Origin of the sequence: Mitsuokella jalaludinii DSM 13811, assembly GCF_000702905.1 — a bacterium.
Taxonomy (GTDB): domain Bacteria; phylum Bacillota; class Negativicutes; order Selenomonadales; family Selenomonadaceae; genus Mitsuokella; species Mitsuokella jalaludinii.
This window is the reverse complement of record NZ_JNKR01000013.1, coordinates 1-21,879: the sequence shown is the minus strand read 5'-3', so window position 1 is coordinate 21,879 and position 21,879 is coordinate 1. Positions and strand designations below refer to the sequence as shown.

The 21,879-nt window shown below is 58.5% G+C and carries 23 protein-coding genes; 3 read left to right on the top strand and 20 right to left on the bottom strand.

The features are described from left to right. Positions 1 to 36 precede the first annotated feature (36 nt). The 5 genes from aroH to T518_RS07415 form a co-directional block, all read right to left on the bottom strand. A complete protein-coding gene (gene aroH / locus T518_RS07435) occupies positions 37 to 393 on the bottom strand; it encodes a chorismate mutase (protein WP_036377818.1) in 357 nt (118 codons plus the stop codon). A 163-nt stretch (positions 394 to 556) separates the two neighbouring features. Beyond that, entirely contained in the window at positions 557 to 2,158 is a 1,602-nt protein-coding gene (locus T518_RS07430; RefSeq protein WP_036377653.1) for an ABC1 kinase family protein, read from the bottom strand. 47 nt (positions 2,159 to 2,205) lie between these two features. Then, positions 2,206 to 3,825, bottom strand: coding sequence for an ABC-F family ATP-binding cassette domain-containing protein (locus T518_RS07425; RefSeq protein WP_036377650.1), 1,620 nt, complete (start codon positions 3,823 to 3,825; stop codon positions 2,206 to 2,208). Positions 3,826 to 3,908: 83 nt separating this feature from the next. Continuing rightward, positions 3,909 to 4,793 carry a glucosaminidase domain-containing protein gene (locus T518_RS07420; protein ID WP_414683472.1) on the bottom strand — a complete coding sequence of 295 codons (885 nt, stop codon included), beginning with the start codon at positions 4,791 to 4,793 and terminating at the stop codon, positions 3,909 to 3,911. A 31-nt stretch (positions 4,794 to 4,824) separates the two neighbouring features. Then, a complete protein-coding gene (locus T518_RS07415) occupies positions 4,825 to 6,096 on the bottom strand; it encodes a hypothetical protein (protein WP_036377644.1) in 1,272 nt (423 codons plus the stop codon). Positions 6,097 to 6,274: 178 nt separating this feature from the next. On the opposite strand from T518_RS07415, the gene T518_RS07410 reads away from it, so the two are divergent. Then, positions 6,275 to 6,973 (top strand): TVP38/TMEM64 family protein, encoded by a 699-nt coding sequence (locus T518_RS07410; RefSeq protein WP_036377641.1) that lies wholly within the window; start codon positions 6,275 to 6,277, stop codon positions 6,971 to 6,973. On the opposite strand, the gene amrS is transcribed toward T518_RS07410, so the two are convergent. Both amrS and amrA read right to left on the bottom strand, forming a co-directional pair. Then, entirely contained in the window at positions 6,974 to 7,846 is an 873-nt protein-coding gene (gene amrS, locus T518_RS07405) for an AmmeMemoRadiSam system radical SAM enzyme (RefSeq protein ID WP_036377638.1), read from the bottom strand. Further along, complete coding sequence (amrA, locus tag T518_RS07400) at positions 7,839 to 9,227, bottom strand: AmmeMemoRadiSam system protein A (RefSeq protein WP_036377636.1); 1,389 nt, start codon at positions 9,225 to 9,227, stop codon at positions 7,839 to 7,841. The genes amrS and amrA overlap by 8 nt, the downstream gene beginning before the upstream one ends. A gap of 164 nt (positions 9,228 to 9,391) precedes the next feature. Between amrA and T518_RS07395 the strand changes: the two genes are divergently transcribed. Next, entirely contained in the window at positions 9,392 to 10,642 is a 1,251-nt protein-coding gene (locus T518_RS07395) for a purple acid phosphatase family protein (RefSeq protein ID WP_036377633.1), read from the top strand. A 39-nt stretch (positions 10,643 to 10,681) separates the two neighbouring features. Here T518_RS07395 and T518_RS07390 read toward each other — a convergent pair whose 3' ends face one another. The 7 genes from T518_RS07390 to T518_RS07360 are packed head-to-tail and all read right to left on the bottom strand — an operon-like array spanning position 10,682 to position 14,799. After that, positions 10,682 to 11,329: a flavodoxin gene (locus T518_RS07390; protein WP_248617170.1), complete on the bottom strand. Its 648-nt coding sequence runs from the start codon at positions 11,327 to 11,329 to the stop codon at positions 10,682 to 10,684. 14 nt (positions 11,330 to 11,343) lie between these two features. Further along, on the bottom strand, positions 11,344 to 12,006 hold the full coding sequence (locus tag T518_RS07385) for a hypothetical protein (protein WP_036377627.1): 663 nt from the start codon (positions 12,004 to 12,006) through the stop codon (positions 11,344 to 11,346). Then, complete coding sequence (locus T518_RS07380) at positions 12,003 to 12,236, bottom strand: hypothetical protein (protein WP_036377625.1); 234 nt, start codon at positions 12,234 to 12,236, stop codon at positions 12,003 to 12,005. The genes T518_RS07385 and T518_RS07380 overlap by 4 nt, the downstream gene beginning before the upstream one ends. Positions 12,237 to 12,284: 48 nt before the next feature. Then, positions 12,285 to 13,292, bottom strand: a complete 1,008-nt coding sequence (locus tag T518_RS07375) for an aldo/keto reductase (protein ID WP_036377621.1) — start codon at positions 13,290 to 13,292, stop codon at positions 12,285 to 12,287. 28 nt (positions 13,293 to 13,320) lie between these two features. Next, on the bottom strand, positions 13,321 to 14,007 hold the full coding sequence (locus tag T518_RS07370; RefSeq protein WP_036377619.1) for a flavodoxin family protein: 687 nt from the start codon (positions 14,005 to 14,007) through the stop codon (positions 13,321 to 13,323). Continuing rightward, complete coding sequence (locus T518_RS07365; RefSeq protein ID WP_036377616.1) at positions 13,997 to 14,230, bottom strand: hypothetical protein; 234 nt, start codon at positions 14,228 to 14,230, stop codon at positions 13,997 to 13,999. The genes T518_RS07370 and T518_RS07365 overlap by 11 nt, the downstream gene beginning before the upstream one ends. A 17-nt stretch (positions 14,231 to 14,247) precedes the next feature. Then, positions 14,248 to 14,799, bottom strand: coding sequence for a flavin reductase family protein (locus T518_RS07360; protein ID WP_036377613.1), 552 nt, complete (start codon positions 14,797 to 14,799; stop codon positions 14,248 to 14,250). Between the two features lie 192 nt (positions 14,800 to 14,991). Between T518_RS07360 and T518_RS07355 the strand changes: the two genes are divergently transcribed. Continuing rightward, positions 14,992 to 15,906: a LysR family transcriptional regulator gene (locus tag T518_RS07355; protein WP_036377610.1), complete on the top strand. Its 915-nt coding sequence runs from the start codon at positions 14,992 to 14,994 to the stop codon at positions 15,904 to 15,906. A 9-nt stretch (positions 15,907 to 15,915) separates the two neighbouring features. Here T518_RS07355 and T518_RS07350 read toward each other — a convergent pair whose 3' ends face one another. The 6 genes from T518_RS07350 to T518_RS07325 all read right to left on the bottom strand — a co-directional run bounded on the left by T518_RS07350 (position 15,916) and on the right by T518_RS07325 (position 21,833). Further along, complete coding sequence (locus T518_RS07350; protein ID WP_036377607.1) at positions 15,916 to 17,097, bottom strand: MFS transporter; 1,182 nt, start codon at positions 17,095 to 17,097, stop codon at positions 15,916 to 15,918. A gap of 40 nt (positions 17,098 to 17,137) precedes the next feature. Continuing rightward, positions 17,138 to 17,515: a cyclophilin-like fold protein gene (locus T518_RS07345; RefSeq protein ID WP_155948105.1), complete on the bottom strand. Its 378-nt coding sequence runs from the start codon at positions 17,513 to 17,515 to the stop codon at positions 17,138 to 17,140. Between the two features lie 119 nt (positions 17,516 to 17,634). Further along, positions 17,635 to 18,723 carry an alpha/beta hydrolase gene (locus tag T518_RS07340; RefSeq protein WP_051652248.1) on the bottom strand — a complete coding sequence of 363 codons (1,089 nt, stop codon included), beginning with the start codon at positions 18,721 to 18,723 and terminating at the stop codon, positions 17,635 to 17,637. A gap of 218 nt (positions 18,724 to 18,941) precedes the next feature. After that, a complete protein-coding gene (locus T518_RS07335; RefSeq protein WP_036377605.1) occupies positions 18,942 to 19,832 on the bottom strand; it encodes a LysR family transcriptional regulator in 891 nt (296 codons plus the stop codon). Between the two features lie 148 nt (positions 19,833 to 19,980). Further along, entirely contained in the window at positions 19,981 to 21,150 is a 1,170-nt protein-coding gene (locus tag T518_RS07330) for an iron-containing alcohol dehydrogenase (protein ID WP_036377602.1), read from the bottom strand. 26 nt (positions 21,151 to 21,176) lie between these two features. Continuing rightward, positions 21,177 to 21,833 carry a carboxymuconolactone decarboxylase family protein gene (locus tag T518_RS07325; RefSeq protein WP_081828461.1) on the bottom strand — a complete coding sequence of 219 codons (657 nt, stop codon included), beginning with the start codon at positions 21,831 to 21,833 and terminating at the stop codon, positions 21,177 to 21,179. Positions 21,834 to 21,879 lie beyond the last annotated feature (46 nt).

The window sequence follows — 21,879 nt, the reverse complement described above, 5'->3', positions numbered from 1 at the left end:
GAAATTTTATATGACTTGGTACCAATTCCATGGTGTTCAGCGTATATCAGGACGAAGTGCGACAGCCTTTCCCATATAGATGTGGTGGATATCACGCTGTGCTTTTCCCGTATCGGCGAGCACGAGCACGCGAATGCACTTCTCCAGGCTGCCCTCAATCGCACATTGACGCGCGTCAAAGAGCGGCACGAGGTCGAAGCCCGGCAGCTGGCGCACACCAGCCGTCGGGAAAGCCGCCGTGAGATCTTCCGTCATGCTGAAGATCACCGCACCGATATCCTCCGGTGCCAGTTCATTGCGCTCGATGAGCTCCTGCATCATCGCCTTGGCCGCCTGCCAGATTGCTTCCTTTTCGTTCTGTTCCACGGTGATCGCACCGCGCACACCTCTCATGCCCATATCTGCATCGCTCCTTTTCCATCTCTACGCACCATCGCACATGGTCTTGCCATTTGCCTGCAACGGTTATACCTCTGTCATCATTTTACCATGCCGCACAGAATCCCGCCACATGCCGCACGTAAAAAGACCCGCCGCAGTGCGGCGGGTCTTGGAGCTAGGCTCCTTTGTGTATCTCCCAGATCAGGCGGATACTCAGCACAAAGGCGATGAGGTACCCGAGGAAACCGAGCAGGGGAATCTCCATGATCTTCGGCGTCATATTCGTCGTGCAGATCGTGCTGGATCCGAGGAGCAGCGCTGCGCAGAGCACGGCGATGATGACCTTGTTGATCATCTTGTCCATGCGGTTCAGCGGCTCCTCCGAGCCTGTGAGGTCGAGGTTGACCTTCGTCTGGCCGCTCATCGTCATCTTGAGGATGTCCGAGATCTGTTCCGGCAGTTGTGCGGACTTGCGCATGAGCAGGAAGCCCTCGCGCTTGACCTTGTCCATCTCATCGTGCCAACTGAAGTTCTTCTTGAAGTCGAGGGCGAGGCTCTTCGCGAAGATCTCGACGAAGCTGACCTTCGGGCAGCAGAGACGCATGACGCCCTCAATCGTCAGGACACCGCGCGCGAACATCGAGAGCCCCTGTGGGCAGGCGATGCGGTGGACGCGCAGGATATTCATGATCTGGCGCGTCAAGACGCCCATCTGCAGCGACTTGAAGTCGAGTGAGCTGTACTGCGCCATCATCGAATCGATGTCCTGATAGAGCGCTGTGTGGTTAATGCGGCCGCGCACGACACCCAGAGAGAGCACGGCGGCTTTCATCTCAAAGGTATCGTGATTCGCCAGCGCCATCACAGCCTTGCGGATGGCAATGCGGTCGCGGCTCGAGAGGCGCCCCATCATGCCGAGGTCCAGCCAGACGATGCGGCCGTTCTTCACCCAGATATTGCCCGGGTGGGGGTCGGCATGGAAGTAGCCGTCCTCGATGATCTGCTTGACGTAGTTCTCGCCGAGATGGCGCCCGAGCAGGTTGATGTCGTAGCCATTCGCGCGCAGCTTGTCGAAGTCATCGATGCGGATGCCGTCGACAAACTCCATGACGAGAATGTGCTGCGTCGAGAGCTGTCGGAAGACCCGTGGGCAGCTGACATAGTCGACATCGCGGTTGAGGTGCTCGAACTCTTCGATGTGGTCGGCCTCCATGAGGAAGTCCATCTCCTGTTTGGCGATCGTCCACATCTCGTCGAGGACCATGTTGAAGTCGAGGACATCCTGCGAGTGGCTGACGATCTTCAATAGCGTCGCCGCGCGCTTGAGGAGCACGATGTCCTTGCTCATGATCTCGTAGATGCCCGGCCGCTGCACCTTGATGACGACTTTCTCGCCTGAGGTCAGCACAGCGCGGTGCACCTGTGCGATGCTCGCCGAACCCAGCGCTTCCTCGTCGATGGAGCGGAAGATCTGAGACCAGCGGCGGCTGTACTCCTTCTCGATGACCTCGAGGATGATGGGAAACGGCAGCGGCTTCGCACCGGACTGCAGCTTCATGAGCTCATCGCAGTACTCCGGCGGCAGGAAGTCCGGCCGCATGCTCATGATCTGGCCGAGCTTGACAAATGTCGGACCGAGGTCCTCGAGGACCTGCCGCAGCTTCTCCGGCGTCATGCCGCGCACGACTTCGCGTCTGCGCAGGACACCGATCATCTCGCGCAGGCGCCCTGTAGCGCCCGCATCCTCTATCGCATTCTGCAAGAATTTATCGAGCATCCGTCATCGCCCATCCTTACATCCTTACATCTTCAGTGTCTAACGTCTTACTTCTTGTACTTCTCCTGGAGCTGCTGGCGCACCGTCTCATTCGCGAGGAAGTCATCGTACGTCGAGAGGCGGTCGACAACGCCGTCCGGCGTGATGTCGATGATGCGGTTCGCGATCGTCTGGACGAACTCGTGGTCGTGCGAGACGAAGAGCGCCGTGCCCTTGAAGGCGATCAGGCCGTTGTTGAGTGCCGTGATCGACTCGAGGTCGAGGTGGTTCGTCGGCTCATCGAGGAGCAGCACATTCGCGCCCGAGAGCATCATGCGCGAGAGCATGCAGCGCACGCGCTCGCCACCGGAAAGGACCGATGCCTTCTTCTGGCTCTCCTCGCCCGAGAACAGCATGCGGCCGAGGAAGCCGCGCACGAACGTCTCATCCGGATCCTTCGAATACTGGCGCAGCCAGTCGACAAGGTTGAGGTCGACGCCGTCGAAGTAAGCCGAGTTGTCAGACGGCAGGTATGCCTGCGTCGTCGTCACGCCCCACTTGAACGTACCCTCGTCCGCCTGCTCCTCGCCCATGAGGATCTTGAAGAGCATCGTCTTGCCGATGCTGTTCGGGCCGACGAAAGCGACCTTGTCGCCGCGCTTCAGCGTGAAGCTGACATTCTTGAGGACCTGCTCACCGTCGACCGACTTGGAGATGCCGTCGACCTGGAGCAGCTGGTCGCCCGCCTCGCGGTCCGGCGCGAAGGCGATATACGGATAGCGGCGCGAAGACGGCTTGATGTCCTCGACCTTGATCTTGTCGAGCAATTTCTTGCGGCTCGTCGCCTGCTTGGACTTCGCAGCATTGGCGGCAAAGCGCGCGATGAAGGTCTGCAGTTCCTTGATCTTCTCCTCGGCCTTCTTGTTCTGCTCCTTCTGCAGCTGCAGGGCGAGCTGGCTCGACTGATACCAGAAATCGTAGTTGCCCGCATAGAGCTTGATCTCGCCGAAGTCAACGTCGCAGATGTAGGTGCAGACCTGGTTGAGGAAGTGGCGGTCATGCGAGACGACGATGACCGTATTCGGGAAGTCGGCGAGGAAGTTCTCGAGCCAGTTGATCGACTCAACATCGAGATGGTTCGTCGGCTCATCTAAGAGCAGGATATCCGGGCTGCCGAAGAGCGCCTGGGCGAGCAGCACGCGGACCTTCTCCTTCGCCGTGAGGTCCGCCATCTTCATCGTGTGCTCCTCTTCGGGGATGCCGAGGCCGTTCAACAGACGTGCGGCCTCGGACTCTGCATCCCAGCCGTTGAGTTCGGCAAACTCCGCCTCGAGCTCCGAAGCGCGCATGCCGTCCTCTTCGGAGAAATCCGGCTTCGCGTAGAGCGCATCCTTCTCATCCATGATCTCCACAAGGCGCTTGTGGCCCATGATGACCGTGCGCAGGACCTCGTAGTCATCATAGGCATAGTGGTCCTGCTGCAGGACAGCGAGGCGCTCGCCCGGTGTAATCTCGATTGTGCCGCCCGTCGGCTCAATGTCGCCTGCCAGCAATTTGAGGAAGGTGGACTTGCCGGCACCGTTCGCGCCGATGATGCCGTAGCAGTTGCCCGGCGTGAACTTGAGGTTGACGTCCTTGTAGAGGACGCGCTTGCCAAACTGGAGGCTGACATTATTGACTGTAATCATCGAGTGATTTCATCCCTTTCAATCTGGAAATAATTGCGATCTTGATTTCTTTATGCATGACAGAGGGCTCAGATGCCCCTGCATCATTCGGTCAGCATGGCTCGGAACATCGAGAGGATGCTCTGGCCGTACGTGTATCCCGGCACAGCCCAGCGGCCGTTGAGGTCTTCCCACGTGCCGAGCGTGCGCGTGCCGTAGGAGTCGCGCACGAGCTGGTAGCGCGGGTCGATGACCGGCTCGCTCGGCTCGCGCGTCGACGAATACGCCAAGAGGTGCTGGATGTGCGCGCGGACACCGAGCTGCGCCGTCGCGAAGAAAGCGCCCTTGACGCCGCCGCCCGTCGTCCCGAGGCCGCAGAAGTTGTTCTGCTGCGGGATGACATCGCCGCCGTAGCGGAAGAAGCCTGTCTCCTTGAGCGCCTGAGCAAAGGCGACGTCCGGGCGGATGCCCTCGCGCGCACCCTCTTCATAGTAGTACGAGACGAGCTGCTGCGGCGAAACGGTGATGTCCGGGTTCGGGTTGTTGCTCAAGAGGTAGCGCACGCACTGCTCCTGGCTCGCGAGCGGCGTGCCGATGATCGAGTTGTCGTAAGCCGAGATGGTCTGCGGCACGGCAAGCGGTGTCATCTGCTGAGCGGCCTGTCCAGACGGATAGAGGATGTTGTGGATGCGCGACTGGAAGTCGCTGCCGCCCGACAGTTCCTTTTCCGATGTTGCGTGCAGCTGATCCTCACCGCGCAGATCCTGGCGGATGCCGATCTTCGGGTCGGCCTGATGCTTGCGGGAAGGTCTTTGTGCCTGCTTTGTCTCGTTCATGACATCCGGCACGGCTACCGTGACCTCAGCGCTGTTCTGCGGTGCTTTGTGGGCGCGCTTTGCCTCTGTGACAGACGGCGCATAAAGCAGGAACGAGCCGAGAACGACTCCCGTTAACAGATATTTTCCATACGAATTCCAATGCATTGACACGGATCGAAACACTCCTTATACGATATACGAGTTACAAGATTGACCAGAAACCATAGAAAAAATACAAGAGGAAGGCCACCGCCAGCACGCGCAGGAAGCGGCTGACGTGCCCGCCCGACAGCAGGGTCAGGCTGACGTAAGCGATGCAGGCCGCCCCGAGACCTGCCGCAACGTCCTGCGTCAGCGGCAAGATGAGGAAGAGCAGCCCCGCTGCCACCTTGTCTGCAAGACCGCCTGAGAACACCGGCTTCATGCGCAGCAGGAGTACGAGCCCTGCCCCGGCGAAGGCCGGAGCGAAGATGCTCGGGAATGAGGCCATCGACTGCAGCGTCGGCTCCATGAAGAGCAGGAGCGCGAGGAAGGCTGCCGTCCAGTACGCCATGCGGCCCGTGCGGCCGCCCGTGGCCTGCCCCGCCGCCGACTCCGGCGCCGCCGTCAGCGGCATCGTGCCGAGCAGGCAGGCGATGAAGCTCAGGCCACTCAGGGATAGCAGTGACCGTCCCATCTGCCCGTCATCAAGATGCGGAGCAAGTGCCTTGAGCCCTCCCCACCCTGAGAGAATGAGGAAGAGCACAAGGACGAGCGAGAGGTCTGCATAATCACATACCCTTATATTTTCCCACCCGTTCATGAATATGAGCTGAAGGCCGGTGCGGTCAAGGCCCTCCGGCAGGAAAAAAGGAGCGTCCGGCAGTACCCAGAAGCCGCCAGAGAAAGCGAGAACAGCGCTCGTGAGAACGCCGCCGAGCACGGCCCAGCGCGCTCCGACAGCCATGAGGGAGAGCATCGCGATGATGCCGACGAGACTGATATACGCGACAGGATCGGCCATATTGCCGAGCTGCACAGGGCCCGTCGGCGAGCCCATGAGGAGGTGCCCCTGATAGAGGCCCTGCACGAGCAGCATGAGGCCGACAGCACCCTGAAGGCCGTCCGCGATGCACGGGGGGAAAAGCTGAACAAGTCCCGCCAGCCGTCCCGGCCGCTTCGAGAATACAGTGAAGGCGAGTGCTGCCGTCATGACGAGCGAGACGACAGCGCCCATGAAGAGCACCATCTGCCAGCTCACGCCGTGCGCAAGCATGACGATGGCGACGAGCCACGAGGTCAGCGCCGCTCCCGGCGCTGCAGCGACGGGCAGACCGAGCCTCCCGAAGGCCAGCGTGCCCGCGAAGGCCATGAGCATCGAGGCCGTGTAGATGCCCATGAACGGCGCCCCCACCTGTGTCAGGAGCGTCGGCACGAGCAGCAGCGAGGCCGAAAGAGAGAGCGCTGCCAAAAATCCAGGCAGCAATTCCTGCATGAGAACTCCTCCTTGAAATCAGACTAATATTTTTTATTTTATCATAGAATCCAAGGAATCTCCATCGATGTACAGGAACTCCTGCAAAAAGTCGGTGGGATTCAGGCAATCTCCATCGAATCGATGCTATAATGAAAAGACAAACACCAGCAAGATTGACTCTAGGAGGAATCACCATATGAAAAAATCCATGGGCATGGTCAAGGTGGCTGCTGCACTGGCCATCGTCCTGCTCTTCCTCATCATCCACCTGGCAGACCCTGCCTTCCTGCCGCACCTCTGCGGGCTGCTCGCACGCGGCGACATCCAGGAGACAGCCGCCTACATCGCCTCCTTCGGCAAATGGGCCGTCGTCTTCAGCTTCCTCTTGACGCTCTTCGTCAATGCGCTGGGCTTTCCGCCCGCCATCATCTTCTCGACAGCCAACACGCTGATCTTCGGCATCTTCTGGGGCATCTTCCTCTCCGTCACCGCCGAGACCGTCGGCGTCCTGCTGAGCTTCGTGCTGCTGCGCTTCTTCTTCCGCGATGCGGCCGAGAAGATCATCAACAAGCACCCGACCCTATCAAATCTCGATAAGTACAGCGGCAGGCGGGGCTTCGTCGTCATGCTGATTGCCCGCATGGTGCCGTACTTCCCCTCCATCCTGCTCAATGCGCTCGGCGCACTCTCCGCCATGTCGATGCGCGATTACGTCATCGCCTCCTTCGTCGGCAAATTCCCCTCGACGGGCATCGAGGCCATCATTGGCCACGACACGCTCACGCATCAGGAAGACCCGACGCGCCTCATCGTCGTCTGCATCTTCGCCGTCGTCCTGGTCGTGGGCGCCTGGATCTACGAGAAACGAGCTGCCAAGCACGCACCAGAAGCGTGATCAGACATTGCCGAGGTGAACAAAGCGCAGCCTTGCTCCGGCAATCCGCCTGAGTCGCTGCAGCGTCTCAGCAGGCGTCATGGGGATATCTGAAAGGTAGCGCGGGAAGTAACGCGAGAGGTGGAGCGGCAGCTCCGCTGAGATGCCCGCCAGCCACTCTGCCTCCGCCGCCATCTCCTCGGCGCTATCGTTCTTTCCCGGTATCACGAGCGTCGTGACTTCCACATGGACGCCCGCTTCGGCCGCCATCTCGATGGCGGCTTTTGTCGTCTTGAGGTCACCGCCGATCCAGTCGTAGAACGACTGCGTGAAGCCCTTGAGGTCGATGTTGACCGCATCGACATACGGCAGCAAGTGCAGCCAAGGCTCTGCCGTGATCTGGCCGTTCGTCACGAGCACGACGGCGAGGCCCGCTTCCTTGAGCAGGCGTGCCGTATCGCAGACGAATTCATAGCCGACGAGCGGTTCGTTGTAGGTAAAGGCCACACCGATATTGCCCGACGTCTCCTCGAGCCGCTGAGCCGCCGCCACAATCTCCTTCGGCGATGTGCGGTCCATCGGCAGCTGCTGTCCCTCAAATCCGTCGCGCCCCGCCTGTGAGATCGTGTAATTCTGGCAGAACGGGCAGCGCAGATTGCAGCCGAAACTGCCGAGCGACAGGATCATGCTGCCGGGACGGAAGTGATAGAGCGGCTTCTTCTCGATGGGGTCGAGTGCCGCCGACGTCAAGAGGCCGTAACTCAGAGAGCGGATGATGCCACCCTGATTCTGCCTCGCGCGGCAGAATCCTGTCTGCCCATCAGAAAGATGGCAGCGGTGCGGGCAGAGCCAGCAGACAGCTTTTCTGCCAGGTACTCCAGTTGCATCAGACATGGCGCTTCACCTCGAAGCGCCAGAGCGTTACCTTCTCCTTCGCGCCGATATTGCCCTTGCGGCGCGCGATGGCGATCTGCTGCTCGACGGAATCGACGCCCGCGAGATCCGGCAGCAGGACGCCGCGCCGCTCACCGTTCTGCACGATGACGCCGTAGCGCTTGACGTCAAGAGCCTTCGGCGAGTCAATCGGCTCCGGCTCAGACAGCACATCGACATCGTAGACTAGTCTCGAAAGTTCGTCCGGCGTGACCTGCGGGAAGCGCGGGTCGTGCATGCCAGCCGAGACGGCGTTGCAGATGATCTCCTCGGCGAGATTGCGGCGGCCCGGTGCCAGCGTGCCGATGCAGCCGCGCAGGCGTCCATCCTTCTTGATGGAGACGAAGCACCCCGCGCGCCTGTCCTGCAGATCCTCAGGAAGGTCTTTCGGCAGGGGCATCATGACGTGGCTGCGCACAAACGTTTCGAGACTCGCGCGCGCCAGGCGCACATAAGCGTCCTCATGCTCGCGTATCGCCGCGATGTCATTCGCCTCCTTCTCGATGAGCTGGCGGCCGATGTCGCGCGAATCATCACGGCCTTCCGGCGTGAAGTATGCGACGCCGTAGCCGACGCCAAACGGGCCCTCATGCGCGAGGAGTTCCGCATGGACCATCTGGCAGTCAAAGGCGCCCGCCATGATCCAGAAGGAGCGCAGGCCGCACTCTGCCGCGCCCTCAGCAAGTTCCGGCGAGATCGTCAGAAGAGACAGGAAATCCGCCGCGCCGAGAGCCTTCGTGACTTTCTCGTCAAAGACAGGCCCTTCCTTGGCAAAGCCGTACGGGCCATCTTCCTTGAGCTTGTGCGAGAGGTCGCCGCTCGCGATGAATACGACGCGGCGGCCGAGCTTTTCTGCCGTCTCTGCGATTTTCTCGCCGAGCCGGTAGTGGACATCCGCGCCGAGGCCCGAGAGCCCGATGCGCACGACCTTGACCGGCTTTTTGAGCTCCGGCTGCAGGAAGTAGAGCGGGATCATCGTGCCGTGGTCGAGCGCCGGCTCCCGCTCGCCGAGGAATCCGGCAGGAAGATCGTCTGCCGCACAGGAATCCGCCAGTGCCTTTGAGAAGACATCATCGTACGCCGCCTCGATCTTGACTTCCGGGCAACGGAACGCCGAGAAATCCCCCACAGCCTTCTTGCCCGGTGAAATGTGGAAGTAATCGCTGTAAAGTGTCGCGTGCGGGCTCGTGATGACGACCGTATCCGGCTCCAGCGCCGCCGCACGGCGCATGACCTCGCGATAAGCCGCCGTCGTCCTCGCAATCTTCTTCTCCTCACCCCTGCCGATCTCCGGCAGGATGATGGGCGGATGTGGCACCGCCATAGCAGCCACGACTGCCATAAGAATCCCTCCTTTTGACCAGGAATCAAAATCCAATTCATCACTAATAAAAAGATTACGAGAAATTTCAAAAAAATCCTGCTTTCATCGCAGGAAAATTGTCCCAGCGGGGCAAATGACGTATAATACTAGTAAGAAATCGACAGGAGGAAATCATGCATAAAATGTCCAGAAGAACCTTCCTCAAACTCTGCACGAGCGCGCTCGTAGCACTCGGCCTCGGGCGATACATCCCGGCATCTGCTGCGAGCCGCACGATACAGTTCCCGCGCCAGATCATCACAGCAGACTCCAGCACGAGCCGCACCGTCATGTGGCAGGCAGACGGCGGGCGTCAGGATGCAGCCTTTGTACTGACCGCGCCGGGCGGCAGTCCTGAGCCCTATGCACCAGAGGCCAACACCCTGCTGCAGGACGCGACGACCACGACGTTCTACACCGTGCACCTCACGGGCCTGGCACCCGCAACGCATTACGAGGGCACCATCCGGATGGCAGATGAGACCGTCACACTGCCGATTGTGACGGCTGCCAGTGAAGTATCCGCCTTCGAGGCACTGCTGATCGACGACTCCCAGTGCGGCGAAACATATGAACCCTTCGCACAGCTCCTCGAGAAAGCCCTTGCGCGCAATCCCCAGGCATCATTTCTCGCCGACATCGGCGACCTCACCGACAACGGCCAATCCTCTTGGCACTGGGACAGTTTTCTCTCCGTGCTCACGGGCGGCCGCGCGAAGGACATGCCGTTCGTCCCCGTCATGGGCAACCATGAATGCTACGGTCTCGACTGGCAGTTTGCCCTGCCGCGCCGCTATCTCACATCCTTTTCGGTCCCCGATAACGGCAGTCGGAATTTCCCCGGCTACTACTATTCATTCGACTACGGCCCCGCCCACTTCATCGTGCTCAACACGCAGATCACTGAGCTCGACGACCTGAAGCCCGGCCTCCTGCAGGAAGAGCTGCTCTGGCTCAAGCACGATGCCGAATCTTCCCAAAAACCCTGGAACATCGTCCTGATGCACAAGGACGTCATCGCCTACGACGAGTACCAGCCGGGCACGGGCCATGCAGGCGGCATCAGCGATGTCGGCCACGACTTCATGAAGGCCTTCGATGCGCTCGGCATCGACCTGGTACTCACCGGCCACATGCACACCTACCGCAACCGCGGCCATATCTACAACGAACAGCCAGACCGCCGCGGTCCGGTCTACCTGATGTTCGGTCCCGCCGGCAACGAGCGGTACACCGTGCCGCCCGACACGACCTTTGACAAAGTCAGCCTCGACCAGTCCGACCCAAACCGCTACCGCAACTACATGACGCTCACCGTCACGCCTGCAAAGCTCATCGCCACCTGCTTCCTGGAAGACGGCTCCACGATTGACCGCGTCACGCTGACGAAATGAAAAACACCTCGATGCCGTCCATGCATCGAGGTGTTTCTGTTAGTTTGACAGCTTGAGGGACTTGAGCCAGTCCTTGACCTTGGCATCGCTGAGGCTGCCCGTGAAGCACGTGCCGTCCTGCCAGCTGCCCTTGCCTCCGGCCATCTCGGCGAGGAGTTTGCCGCTGTTGCCGAGCGGTGAGCTCGCAGCCGTCGCAAAGGTCACAACCTGCTTACCCGAAAAATCATTGGCCTTGACGAAAGCATCGACCGGCCAGGCTGCAATCCCCCACCAGATCGGGTAGCCGATGAAGACCGTGTCATACGAGGCCCAGTTGTCGGGCACCGCCTTCTGGAGCTGGATCTTCTCGCGCAGCGAAGCGTCGTCGTGCTCGCGGCTCACGCGGCTGCCCGCGTCATTGTAGTCGAGGTCTGCCTCCATGTAGTCCGGCGAAGGGACAAGCTTCATGATATCCGCCCCACGCTCCTTGGCAATGACCTCAGCCACCCGCTCCGTGCGTCCTGTGGCGGAATAATAGACGACAAGCGTCTTGCCGCCTGCCGCCGCTGCCGTACCCGACGAGGAGGACGCTGCCGTGCCGGCGGCCGCGCTGCTGCCAGCCTGTCCGCCCGATGACTCCCCCGTCAGCGAGGACAGTCCGCATCCGCCAAGTACCAGAGCCATCATGCTCATGCCACCGATTCTCAAAAACTCTCTGCGATTCATTTTTTCCGCACTCCTTTCCAAAGCGATAAAAGCCAGCCAATCTCGGCAAACAACAGGAAGATGCCTGCCTGCGTCAACGCATAGCCCGCACCATTATATGAAAGTGCCGGCGTCATGAAGATATGTGCGCCCTGCAGGTGCTCGACGAGCCGATCTTGATGGGCTGCATAGATACCGGCTGCCCCTAGCAGCATACCGAACCCCAATAGGAGCATCCTTGCAGGCAATGGCCGCGAGGGGATGCCTGCAGCGTGCAGCCATTTCTGCCACCAAGCCTTCAAGTGCAGACCGAGATGGAGTCCCGCTAAGACCAGGAAGTACCGCGCCGCCGTGCTGTGCAGCTGATAGAGCGAAGGATTGCCGCGCAGCGAGAACGGCACGACATCTGCAAAGAGCTCGCTCGATGTCAGGCAGCCGCTGATGACCGTCAAAAAGCAGGCAGCAGCGAACAGGATGTTCAGCAGGCACCGAAGAGCCCGCGGCTCATTCCACCGTCCGCTTCCAAGCGACGAGACATAGCGGCGGTTGAGTGCGAGATGCCAGGCAATCGGCAACAAGAAGGCCACCCCTACAGCTTCATGTACCAGAGGCGGCAGATAGAAGAACATCATCTCACCGACCAGCAGGACGAGCATCAAGATATCCAGGCCGTACCTCATGGCTGCACCTCTCTCGTCTCCCTTACCGAACGCTCCCAACCAGCCGGCACAGCATCCTTCGGCAAGCTCTGCTCGACGATTTCCTGCGTCATGCGCACGTAGTCGTCCTCCGAGACATGGCCCTGACGCAAGACGCATGTGAAGCAGAGCCACGCATAGACAAGTCCAAAGAGGATGAGGACGTTGGCCAGTCGCCCTTTCCAATCCGGTCTGCTCCTCTGAAAAATCATACCATCATCCCCCAGTTTCCTTTCCTCATGGATTCATATATGCTTTTCTTATTCGTTCTTTTCATCGAGCAGAACGACGCCCTGCGGCGGATTCTCGAGGATGGCCCCGACAACCCTGTGTGGAATGTAAGGCTCCTCCAGATAGGCAATGTCCTCTTCGGTCAGCGAGACGGCGAGTGCGCCAACTGCATCATCGAGATACTTCGTCTTTGTCGCGCCGACAATCGGGGTGGCAACACCTTTCGCCCATTCCCAGGCCAGAGCAATCTGTTGCATCTTGACACCATAGCGCTCCGACAGCTCATAGACACGCTCGACAATCTTCATGTCCTCCTGTTCGCTTCGGTCATATTTCCCCATGGCCACGCGGTCGGTCTTGCCACGCAGGGAATCAGAACGCCATGTCCTGCGCGCCAGATGACCGGCTGCTAGCGAACTGTACGGCATCAATGAAACCTGCATCTGCTTGCAGATGGGGATGAGTTCCCGCTCATCTTCGCGGTAGAGCAAGTTGTAGTGGTTCTCCATGACAGAGAACGGCGTCCAACCGTGCTGTTCAGCGATATGCTGCATGTTCATAAACTGGTACCCATACATCGCGGAAGCTCCGATGGCCCGTACCTTGCCGACCCGGACAAGCCCATCCAGGGCTTCCATCGTCTCTTCCATCGGCGTGTCATAATCGAAACGATGGATGATGTAAAGGTCCAGGTAATCCGTGCCGAGGCGTTTCAGGCTGCCCTCGATTTCCCTCTGGATGGCATTCTTTGAAAGACGGCCTTCATTAAAGTAGACCTTCGAGGCCAACACAACCTTATCCCGGGGAATATGATTGCGTTGCAGCGCCCGACCAAGGTACTCCTCCGACGTCCCGCTGCTGTAGCAGTTTGCCGTGTCAAAGAAATTGATGCCAAGGGCCAGCGCGTGGCAGATCACCTGCTCGCTCGCCGCTTCATCGAGCGTCCACGCATGCATCGTCGGCTTGCCAAAACTCATGCAGCCCAGGCATACGCGCGAAACCTCAATATCCGTCTTGCCCAATCTCGTGTATTCCATATTCCTGCTCCTTCATTCACCCTATTACTCAAAGATTCGCCCCCATCTGCTCTGCCATGTCGCCGAACTTCGAGTTCTCAACGAGCGAGCGCGAACCGCAGCCGATGCCGAGTACTTTGCCGACATCCTGCCATTCCATATAGCGGACCAGTGTGTCGTAGTGATCGACGAGTGCCGCCATCGTCCAATCGTCACGGTTGTAAGCCGTCGCGATCAGGATGGACTTCTTGCCGTGCAGCCTGCCCGTCCGCGAGTAGAAGCGGTCAACGATTGTCTTGAGCTGTGCCGACATGCCGAAGTAATAGAGCGGCGTCGTCAGCACGAGCAGATCTGCCTCCAGCATCTTCGGCATCAAGGCGTTCTCGATGTCGTCCTTCCAGATACACGGGCCATCCATATGGCACTGGTCGCAGCCGCGGCACGGATGCGTCTCACTGTTGGCCGCGTCAAAGGTGAATACCTCATGGCCGGCCTGTGTTGCTCCTTTTGTGAAGCGGTCAGCCAGATAGATGGATGTTGATTCATCATGTGGATGCGGACTGCTTGTGATCACGACAATCTTCATTGCTTTCCCTCCCGAAATCTCACCTTTCTCATGCGCTGCCATACCTGAAGCATCCTTTTCCTGTCCCGTCAGTGCCGAAAGGCCACAGCCGCTGAGGAATACCGTCATGGCTCCCATGCCTGTCAGTTTCAAGAATTCCCTACGATTCATCAGAGCCGCCCCCTTTCTGCTTCCTCTCCAGTTCATAGATCATGTAGTCGATGCAGGAGAGCTTTTCCTCCGCCTCATGCAAGGCTGCCATGAGCTTGCGTCGATGACGCTTGAGAAAACAGATGCGCGCGGCATCGTCCGGCAACGATGAAAGCTCGCACCGGCAGGCATCGGCCTCACATATTCCCTGTTGATATCCGCGGTTCATTGATTTCAAATCCATATGCTTCCCTCATACCGTCACTGAGCGTTGCGATTCATGCGCGCGCAGTCACCGACCTTTTCTCCCGTGACGAAGTACTCATACGTCGGGAATTCGAACAGGACAGGCTTGAACACGTGGTAATCGATCTTGCCTGCTTTGTTGAGGATCGTCTCACTTGCATACGTATTCTCAATGCGGCAGATGAAATTATCGAATCCATCCAGCTTGTAGTCATCGATGACAGAACACTCAATCGAGACTTTGGCCTTGTCGATGAGCGGTGTCCCCTGCTCTCCGAGCGTATAGGCAAACGTCCCAGACTTATCGGTCTTGTTCCCGGAAACTACGCCCATATAGTCCGCTTCTTTGAGCCAGCTCTCATCCACGACATTGACCGATACGTTCTTCGTCGCCAGGATTCCTCGATTCGTATAATGGCTCTCGACCATCGAGAGCATCAGATGGCTGTGAGCCATGATGCCTGCATGCGCGACGAGCGTCCAATTCGGCTTGCCGTCGACCAGGCTGCCGACAACGATAAGCGGTGCCGGATACAGTGCCAAGGCTTTACCAATATTTTTCTTCATTTCTATTGTCCTCCCAGTTCTTATCTTCGTCTCTTGCTACTCTTATCTTACCTGCTCTACATTGAAATGTGAAATGCTTATATTTCAGCTTGCGTCATACATTTTTATTATTAAATGCTTGTCAAAAAAGTACCTGCTCCCTAAAATAGAAGCAGGTACTTTTATCGCATACGGACGAAAGGGGAATCTTTGATGGAACTGCGCACCTTATCGTACTTCCTGGCCGTGGCCAGGGAACAGAATATGACCGAGGCCGCCAATGTGCTGCATGTGACGCAGCCGACACTCTCGCGCCAGATTGCCGACCTCGAAGACGAGCTCGGCAAGAAGCTCTTCACGCGCACGAGCCGCAGCACCGTGCTGACAGAGGACGGCATACACCTGCGCCAGCGGGCCGAGGAAATCCTCGCGCTCGTCAACCAGACAGAAGACGAGATGAAGAATGACACGATTGACCTTGCGGGCTGTATCCGCATCGGCGCAGGCGAGACGCATGCCATGCACATCCTCGCCGATCTCTTTGCCGAGCTGCATAGCCGCTACCCGCGCCTGACGGTCGAGCTCTTCACCGGCAATGCTGACACCGTCGAGGAAAAACTCGCCCACGGCCTTATCGACTTTGCGCTGATGATCGAACCATTCAACGTCGAGCAGTATCACTTCATCCGGCTGCCCGAAACGATGCGCGTCGGCATCGTGACGCGCGATGACAGCAAATGGGCGCAGAATAGCGGCATCACGCCCGATGACCTGAACGCAATGCCGCTGCTCGTCTCCTCACGCCAGTCGCTCAACCGCTATGACTACCGTCAATGGTCGGGCGGCAAGGTATCCGCTGAAACGATGAACATCGTCGGCAAGTTCGACCTCATCAGCAACGCTTCCCACTTCATCCGCACGGGCATCGTGAATGCGATTGGCATCGACGAACTGCTGCAGCTCGACACCGGCCACTTAAAGTTCATCCCACGCGAGCCCGCCCTCACGCTCAGCGCCGTCATCGTCTGGAAGAAATACCGCCTGCTCTCAAAATCCAGCAGTGTCTTCCTTGAAGAGCTCCGGAAGCACATCGCCGAAGCGTCAAAAACGAACAGCAATCTGCCATAAAACCACTTGTTACGAGCCGATAGGACAATCCGTCGCCTGTTGCTCATCTGCCCGGCAGTGTACGAACTTTGTGAGTAGCAGGGCAGCGGCCGCCAGCAGCAGGCCACCGCAGACGACGAAGGGCAGGCCGAGGCTGCGGATGAAAAAGCCGCTGATTATGGTTCCCGCCATGCAGCCGAGATTGGCCGCTGTCAGGAACAGGCCGTTGCTGAAATCCGGCGCATCCGATGCCACGCAGGCCAGCAGGTACTGATTGATGTTCGCATTGATGCCACCGAGGATACCCCAGGCCACAATCAGTGCCGCAAGAAGAGGCAGCAACTTCCCACCGCCCACAAAGAGCAGGCAGTAGAGCGCGATGGTACACAGCGGGAAAAGGCGTACGGTCGTGCTGGGACACCTGGCGAGGAAATTGCCCCCCAGATAGCTTCCGCAGATGTTCAAGAGGCCATAGACGAGGAGCAGCGCTGCGATGAGCTCTCCCGGCAGTGCCGCAACCTTCTGCAAATAATCAGCGAGGTAGTTGTAGACACCGAAGATGGAACCGTTGAGGCAGATGACCGCCACGATGGCCAGCCAGACCGGCGGGCGCTTCAGAACGGAAAGCTGCGCGCCGTAGCGCATTGGCTGCGTCACCGGCAAGTCCGGCACAAAGGCCAGTGTCAGCAGAAACATGAGCCCCGTCACGCCTGCAAAGAAGACCATCGCCATCGAAAAGTCAAACGTCGCTGCCAGGACATTGCTGATGGGCACGCCGACGACCATGCCGGCCGCGACGCCCATGTTGATGCGCGCCACAGCCCGCGGCGCATCCTCTGGAGCCACCGAGGCAGCGGCCACGCTGAAGGCGAGTGCACAGTAGACCGGGTGGAAAAAGGCCGGCACGACGCGCAGCACTAAAAGGAGCTGGAAGTCGCTCGCAACGACGGCCAGTGCATTGCAGATCGTGAACACGCCCAGCACAAGCAGCATCACGTGCTTGCGATTGAAGCGCGAGAACAGCAACGGCATCGTCGGCCCTGCGATGGCCACGCCAAGCGCGAACAGACTGACGAGCATCCCCGCCTGTACGATATCCACCTGGTACATCTCCGCCGCCATCGGCAGGATACCGATGATGCCCATCTCCGTATTGAGGATGCTGAACACACCAAATGCCAAGATCAAGAGCAATAGCTGCTGTCGTTTCATATCATCTCATCCTTTCCGCCTCCAGACCGCTCTCCCCATCTCATGGTTGCAAGGTCAGGAATACATCACCTGCTCCCAGAGCAGCGTCCAGATCATTGGCTGCTTCGACGTGACCCAGACGCGTGTAGCGGTAGGTCGTCTGAAAATCCTGATAGAACACCACGACATACTGGCCGTCAAACAGCATGACATCTCCCTTATGGATCTCGCGGACATCTTCGTCCGCCGCTGTCAGGTGCTGCGGCAGTTTGTAGTATTTCTCGTTGCCATGGAGTTCTGTAAACGTCTTGGCCAGCGGCAACTGCTGCCGCAGCTCGGCAGCAGCCTCCGTGTCAGCCCACTTCAGAGCATACGCTTTGCTGCCCACTAGTAGGGATGCTGCTCCTGTCTCGTGCATCTCTGCCTCCTTCCCGGACAAGGATGTGGCTGCCACTCCGGGGCCGCCACATCCCAGCACGAGAAGTGCAATCAGAGCACAACAGAAAAAGAACAATCTGCTCATCAAACATCTTCCTCCCGGGTACGTCTTTCCAGCAATCATTCACCGAGGTACTTGTTGAAAAACGCGACGAGGCGGTCGAAGGGGATCTTGTCCATCTGGTCGTAGAGATCCGTATGCGTAGCACCCGGAACGACAATCTCCTCCTTCGGACCATCTGCCGCTTCATAGACCGCATCCGAGAAGTACTTAGAATGCGCCTTGTCCCCTGTGATGAGCAGCAGCGGGCGCGGGCTGAGTTCCTTGATGTGATCCATCAGCGAGAAGTTGAAGAAGCCGTATGGCGTCGTCGAATCCCAGGCCAGCGTGTTGGAGTTGATGGCGCGCGGATGGTAAGCGCGGCCGACGTAATAATCGTAGAAGCCCTTCACGACATCCGGTGCATCCGCCGGCAGCTTGTCGGGGAACATCGTCTTCGTCGAGATCACCTTGCCATCCTTATCGACGGCGAGCTCATGCGAGCCGGGAATGGACTTGCCTGTCTTTGCCTCCTCATCGCGCATCTCGGCCAGGTGGTGCTTGACAATCTCGCGCTGCTCCGGCGTATAGTAATCCCCTTGATAGTGGTTGCGGATGCTGTCCGACATGTCGTACATAGCCGAGGTCGCGACCGCCTTGATGCGCGTATCATTCGTCGCTGCCGTGATGGCCATGCCCGAGAGACCACAGATGCCAATGGCACCGATCTGCTGCGGGTTGACGAACTTGAGGTTGCTGACGAAATCGACCGCCGCGCTGTAATCTTCCGTGAAGATCTCCGGCGAGCCCATATTGCGGCGCTTGCCGCTGCTCTCCCCCGTGGTCGACGGATCGAAGGCGACGGCAACAAAGCCATTCTTGGCCATCTCCTGTGCGTAGAGGCCTGAGGACTGCTCCTTGACTGCGCCGAACGGGCCCGTCACGACGACAGCCTTGTACTGCTTCTTGTCATCGAAATCCTTCGGCAGGTAGAGGTGGCCCGCCACATCGAAGCCGTAACGGTTCTGGAACGTGACCTTCTTGGCCTCAATCGTCTTGTCCACGGCGAAGACGCGCGTGTCGTTGTCCAGATCCTTGATCGTCGCATGCTTCATCTGTGAATCGTGCACAAGCGTTTTCGTCGGCACGGCTGCATAAGTCGTATGCATCGTCATCCCTCCAAAAGTGAACGTCCCCATCATCACAGCGGCCATCAGCCAAGCGGCTCTTTTCTTGCTCTTGAATGTCTTCATGGAAAAAACCCCTTCCTTATTGTTGCATCGTTGCAGCTCACCGCTGCATGCCCGGTTGTTTTACTTGATGCATTCATTATAAGAGAAGGGGTATATGATTACAAATACTTGGTTTTAATAACCTATGATACATTTTAGGCATGATGAGAGAACGCCTCGTCCAGGGCCGCCACGACGAGACGACCGGCGCGGGAGAAGACCTGGTCTCTGCGCCAGACCACATAATTCGCCGAGCGAATCACGGGGTCCAAGGGACGGAAGACGAGCCCGCGTGACGAACCTACGGCATCCGCCATGCCCTTGAAGCAAAGCGCACTGCCCATGCCCGCCTCGATGAAGAAGATTGTATTGTAGAGCAAGTTGTAGGTGCCGGCCACCTCGATTTTCTCCGCTGCGCTGCCGAAATAATGATCCAGCTCGTGATGCTTCATCGCCTGCTCCGATACAATGAGCGGCTCCTGCAAGAGATTGGCGCGCTGTACGGCCTCTTTGACCGCCAGAGGGTTGTCTGCCCGCATCATGAGCCCCCAGGCATCGTCGTGCGGGATGCGGCGAAACACATACGCCCGCGGTGCATCCGGCCGGCAGACAATCCCGAAGTCGAGCAATCCCTTCTGCAGAGAATCGTAGATCCGGTCTTCATCGCCGCTGACCAGATGGAACTGGATGTGCGGATAGGAGCGGCGCAGCGGCGCCAGGACTTTCGCGACACAGGCCATCGCCTGCGTCTCGCCGGCACCAATGTAGATGTCTCCCGCCACGAGCTCATCCATCTTGGCAAACTGCTCCTTCGTCTTTTCTGTCAGGCTGAGAATCTCCTGCGCTCTCGCCTTGAATATCAGTCCGGCTTCCGTCAGCTGCGTCTTGCGCTTCCCGCGCACGAGCAGCTGCACGCCCAGTTCGTCCTCGAGATCCGACAGCTGCCGCGAAAGCGTCGGCTGCGTCAGGTGAAGTTCCTCCGCCGCCTTGGTGATGTTCTCATGCCTGGCTACCGCCATAAAGTACTGCAGTACGCGTATCTCCATTTTCCCACTCCTCCATCATCTTCTATGATTGGTACACCTCCTCTATTATATATAAAAGAAATGAAATAGACGAGGGGGTGAACGGAACGTCTCTTCCGTCGCCACCCTATAAAATCAAAAAGGCCCTCTCCGCGAGAGCCTTTTTTCATCAGAGACTTTCCTCCAAAATTTCAACGATTTCCTTACGACTCAGCACCTTGTAGCCGCCCTCGAGTAGGAGCGTAGCATCGGCGATGCCATCGATCATATCTTTTGTCGCGCCGAGCTCGGAGATCTTCATGGCAAGCCCGAGTTCTTTCATCCAATCTTCCATGGCCTTGAGGCCTTCCTCGGCAATCTCCTCATCTGTCTTGCCTTCCGGGTTGACCTTCCAGACTTCAATGGCGAAGCGCTTGAATTTCGGCAGGCCGTACGGCAGGATGTAGCGGTAGTACGGCAGTGAGACAGCTGCAAGCGTCATGCCGTGCGTCGCATTCGTATAGGCGCCGACGGCCTGGCCGAGCATGTGAACCATCCAGTCCGTGCTTTTCCCCTTGGCAATCAGCGTGTTGAGCGCCCAGGTCGCCGTCCACATCAGGTTGCTGCGTGCCTCGTAGTCCTGCGGGTTTTTGTTGGCAATGCGGCTGGCATGCAGGACGGAGCGCATCAGGCCCTCGCTGATGTAATCGCTCGTGTTATCATCCTCACCGGAGAAATACTGCTCGCAGATGTGATTGAAGATATCGTAGATGCCTGCTACCATCTGGCGGTGCGGCAACGTCATCGTGTACCGCGGGTTCAGGATGGCAAAGCGCGGGATGATCTTCTCGTCTGCAAAGACGTGACCTATTTTCTGCTTTGTCTCCTGATTGGTGATGACACAACCTGCATTCATCTCCGAGCCCGTCCCGACCATCGTCAGCACGCAGCCGACCGGCAGCGTCTCGCAGGACGGCTCCTCAAAGCGCACGAAGTATTTCTCCCACGGATCTTCCTCGCAATTGACTGAGACGGACACCGCCTTGGCATAGTCACAGACCGAACCGCCGCCGACGGCCAGGAGCAGATCCGCCTGATGCTTGCGCGCGATCTCGATGCCCTCATAGAGCTTCGCGAGCGTCGGATTTGGCATGACGCCCGCGATCTCTGCCACATTCTTGCCCTGCGCCTCGAGGATCTTGATGACATCATCGTAGATGCCGTTCTTCTTGATCGAGCCGCCGCCGTAGATCAGGACGACGTTCTTGCCGTACTTCGGCAGTTCCGTGTTCAAGTAATCGAGCGACTGATCGCCAAAATAAAGCTTTGCTGGATTGCAGTACGTAAAATTTCCTAACATAGTATTTCTCCTTCTAACATAAGGCGTCAATCCTGCGGATACTCGGCTTCCGTGACGGGCTCGCACCACTCGTTGCTCGTCTCCGTGCCCGGGATCTCAAAGGCGAGGTGGGAGAACCAGCTGTGCTGCTTGGCACCGTGCCAGTGCTTGACGCCTGCGGGAATCTCGACGATGTCGCCTGGTGTGAGGCTCTGCGGCGCCTTGCCTTCTTCCTGATACCAGCCCTCGCCGTCGACGCAGATGAGGACCTGGCCGCCGCCCTGCTTCGCGTGGTGGATATGCCAGAAATTGCGGCAGCCCGGCTCGAACGTGACGTTGCAGATGACAAGCGGCTCGCCCGGCTTCGACAAGACGTTCAAATACGACCGCCCCGTGAAGTACTTGGCGTAGGCATCATTGGGCTCGCCGAGTCCGAAGAAGCCGCCGCGCCCCTCTGCATCCGTTGCATCGGCGTAGACTTCCTTGGCCACGGGGAAGGCAGCCCAGGCATTCGGCCAGCCAGCGTAGAAGGCCAGATGCGTGAGCAATGCGGCCATCTCCTCTCTCGTGACACCGTGCTGCCGCGCCGTCTGCAGGTGGTAGCGCAGTGCGTCACCAGCAGTGCCCTTGCCGACAAGCGCCGAGACCGTCGCGAGATAAGGTAAAATATATTTCGCAAATTCAATTTCATAAAAAATAGACATAGTCTATTGCCGCTAGTACAATTAAGTTACCACACAAAATTCGTAA

What these genes read in the sequence shown, in the direction of transcription:
- amrS (WP_036377638.1), bottom strand. Translation starts at nt 7,846, where the DNA reads ATGTCTGATGCAACTGGAGTACCTGGCAGAAAAGCTGTCTGCTGGCTC.
- T518_RS07430 (WP_036377653.1), bottom strand. Translation starts at nt 2,158, where the DNA reads ATGCTCGATAAATTCTTGCAGAATGCGATAGAGGATGCGGGCGCTACA.
- T518_RS07340 (WP_051652248.1), bottom strand. Translation starts at nt 18,723, where the DNA reads ATGCATACGACTTATGCAGCCGTGCCGACGAAAACGCTTGTGCACGAT.
- T518_RS07370 (WP_036377619.1), bottom strand. Translation starts at nt 14,007, where the DNA reads ATGAATCGTAGGGAATTCTTGAAACTGACAGGCATGGGAGCCATGACG.
- T518_RS07355 (WP_036377610.1), top strand. Translation starts at nt 14,992, where the DNA reads ATGGAACTGCGCACCTTATCGTACTTCCTGGCCGTGGCCAGGGAACAG.
- amrA (WP_036377636.1), bottom strand. Translation starts at nt 9,227, where the DNA reads ATGGCAGTCGTGGCTGCTATGGCGGTGCCACATCCGCCCATCATCCTG.
- T518_RS07385 (WP_036377627.1), bottom strand. Translation starts at nt 12,006, where the DNA reads ATGAGGTACGGCCTGGATATCTTGATGCTCGTCCTGCTGGTCGGTGAG.
- T518_RS07350 (WP_036377607.1), bottom strand. Translation starts at nt 17,097, where the DNA reads ATGAAACGACAGCAGCTATTGCTCTTGATCTTGGCATTTGGTGTGTTC.
- T518_RS07330 (WP_036377602.1), bottom strand. Translation starts at nt 21,150, where the DNA reads ATGTTAGGAAATTTTACGTACTGCAATCCAGCAAAGCTTTATTTTGGC.
- T518_RS07425 (WP_036377650.1), bottom strand. Translation starts at nt 3,825, where the DNA reads ATGATTACAGTCAATAATGTCAGCCTCCAGTTTGGCAAGCGCGTCCTC.
- T518_RS07335 (WP_036377605.1), bottom strand. Translation starts at nt 19,832, where the DNA reads ATGGAGATACGCGTACTGCAGTACTTTATGGCGGTAGCCAGGCATGAG.
- aroH (WP_036377818.1), bottom strand. Translation starts at nt 393, where the DNA reads ATGAGAGGTGTGCGCGGTGCGATCACCGTGGAACAGAACGAAAAGGAA.
- T518_RS07410 (WP_036377641.1), top strand. Translation starts at nt 6,275, where the DNA reads ATGAAAAAATCCATGGGCATGGTCAAGGTGGCTGCTGCACTGGCCATC.
- T518_RS07375 (WP_036377621.1), bottom strand. Translation starts at nt 13,292, where the DNA reads ATGGAATACACGAGATTGGGCAAGACGGATATTGAGGTTTCGCGCGTA.
- T518_RS07395 (WP_036377633.1), top strand. Translation starts at nt 9,392, where the DNA reads ATGTCCAGAAGAACCTTCCTCAAACTCTGCACGAGCGCGCTCGTAGCA.
- T518_RS07380 (WP_036377625.1), bottom strand. Translation starts at nt 12,236, where the DNA reads ATGATTTTTCAGAGGAGCAGACCGGATTGGAAAGGGCGACTGGCCAAC.
- T518_RS07415 (WP_036377644.1), bottom strand. Translation starts at nt 6,096, where the DNA reads ATGCAGGAATTGCTGCCTGGATTTTTGGCAGCGCTCTCTCTTTCGGCC.
- T518_RS07365 (WP_036377616.1), bottom strand. Translation starts at nt 14,230, where the DNA reads ATGGATTTGAAATCAATGAACCGCGGATATCAACAGGGAATATGTGAG.
- T518_RS07325 (WP_081828461.1), bottom strand. Translation starts at nt 21,833, where the DNA reads ATGTCTATTTTTTATGAAATTGAATTTGCGAAATATATTTTACCTTAT.
- T518_RS07360 (WP_036377613.1), bottom strand. Translation starts at nt 14,799, where the DNA reads ATGAAGAAAAATATTGGTAAAGCCTTGGCACTGTATCCGGCACCGCTT.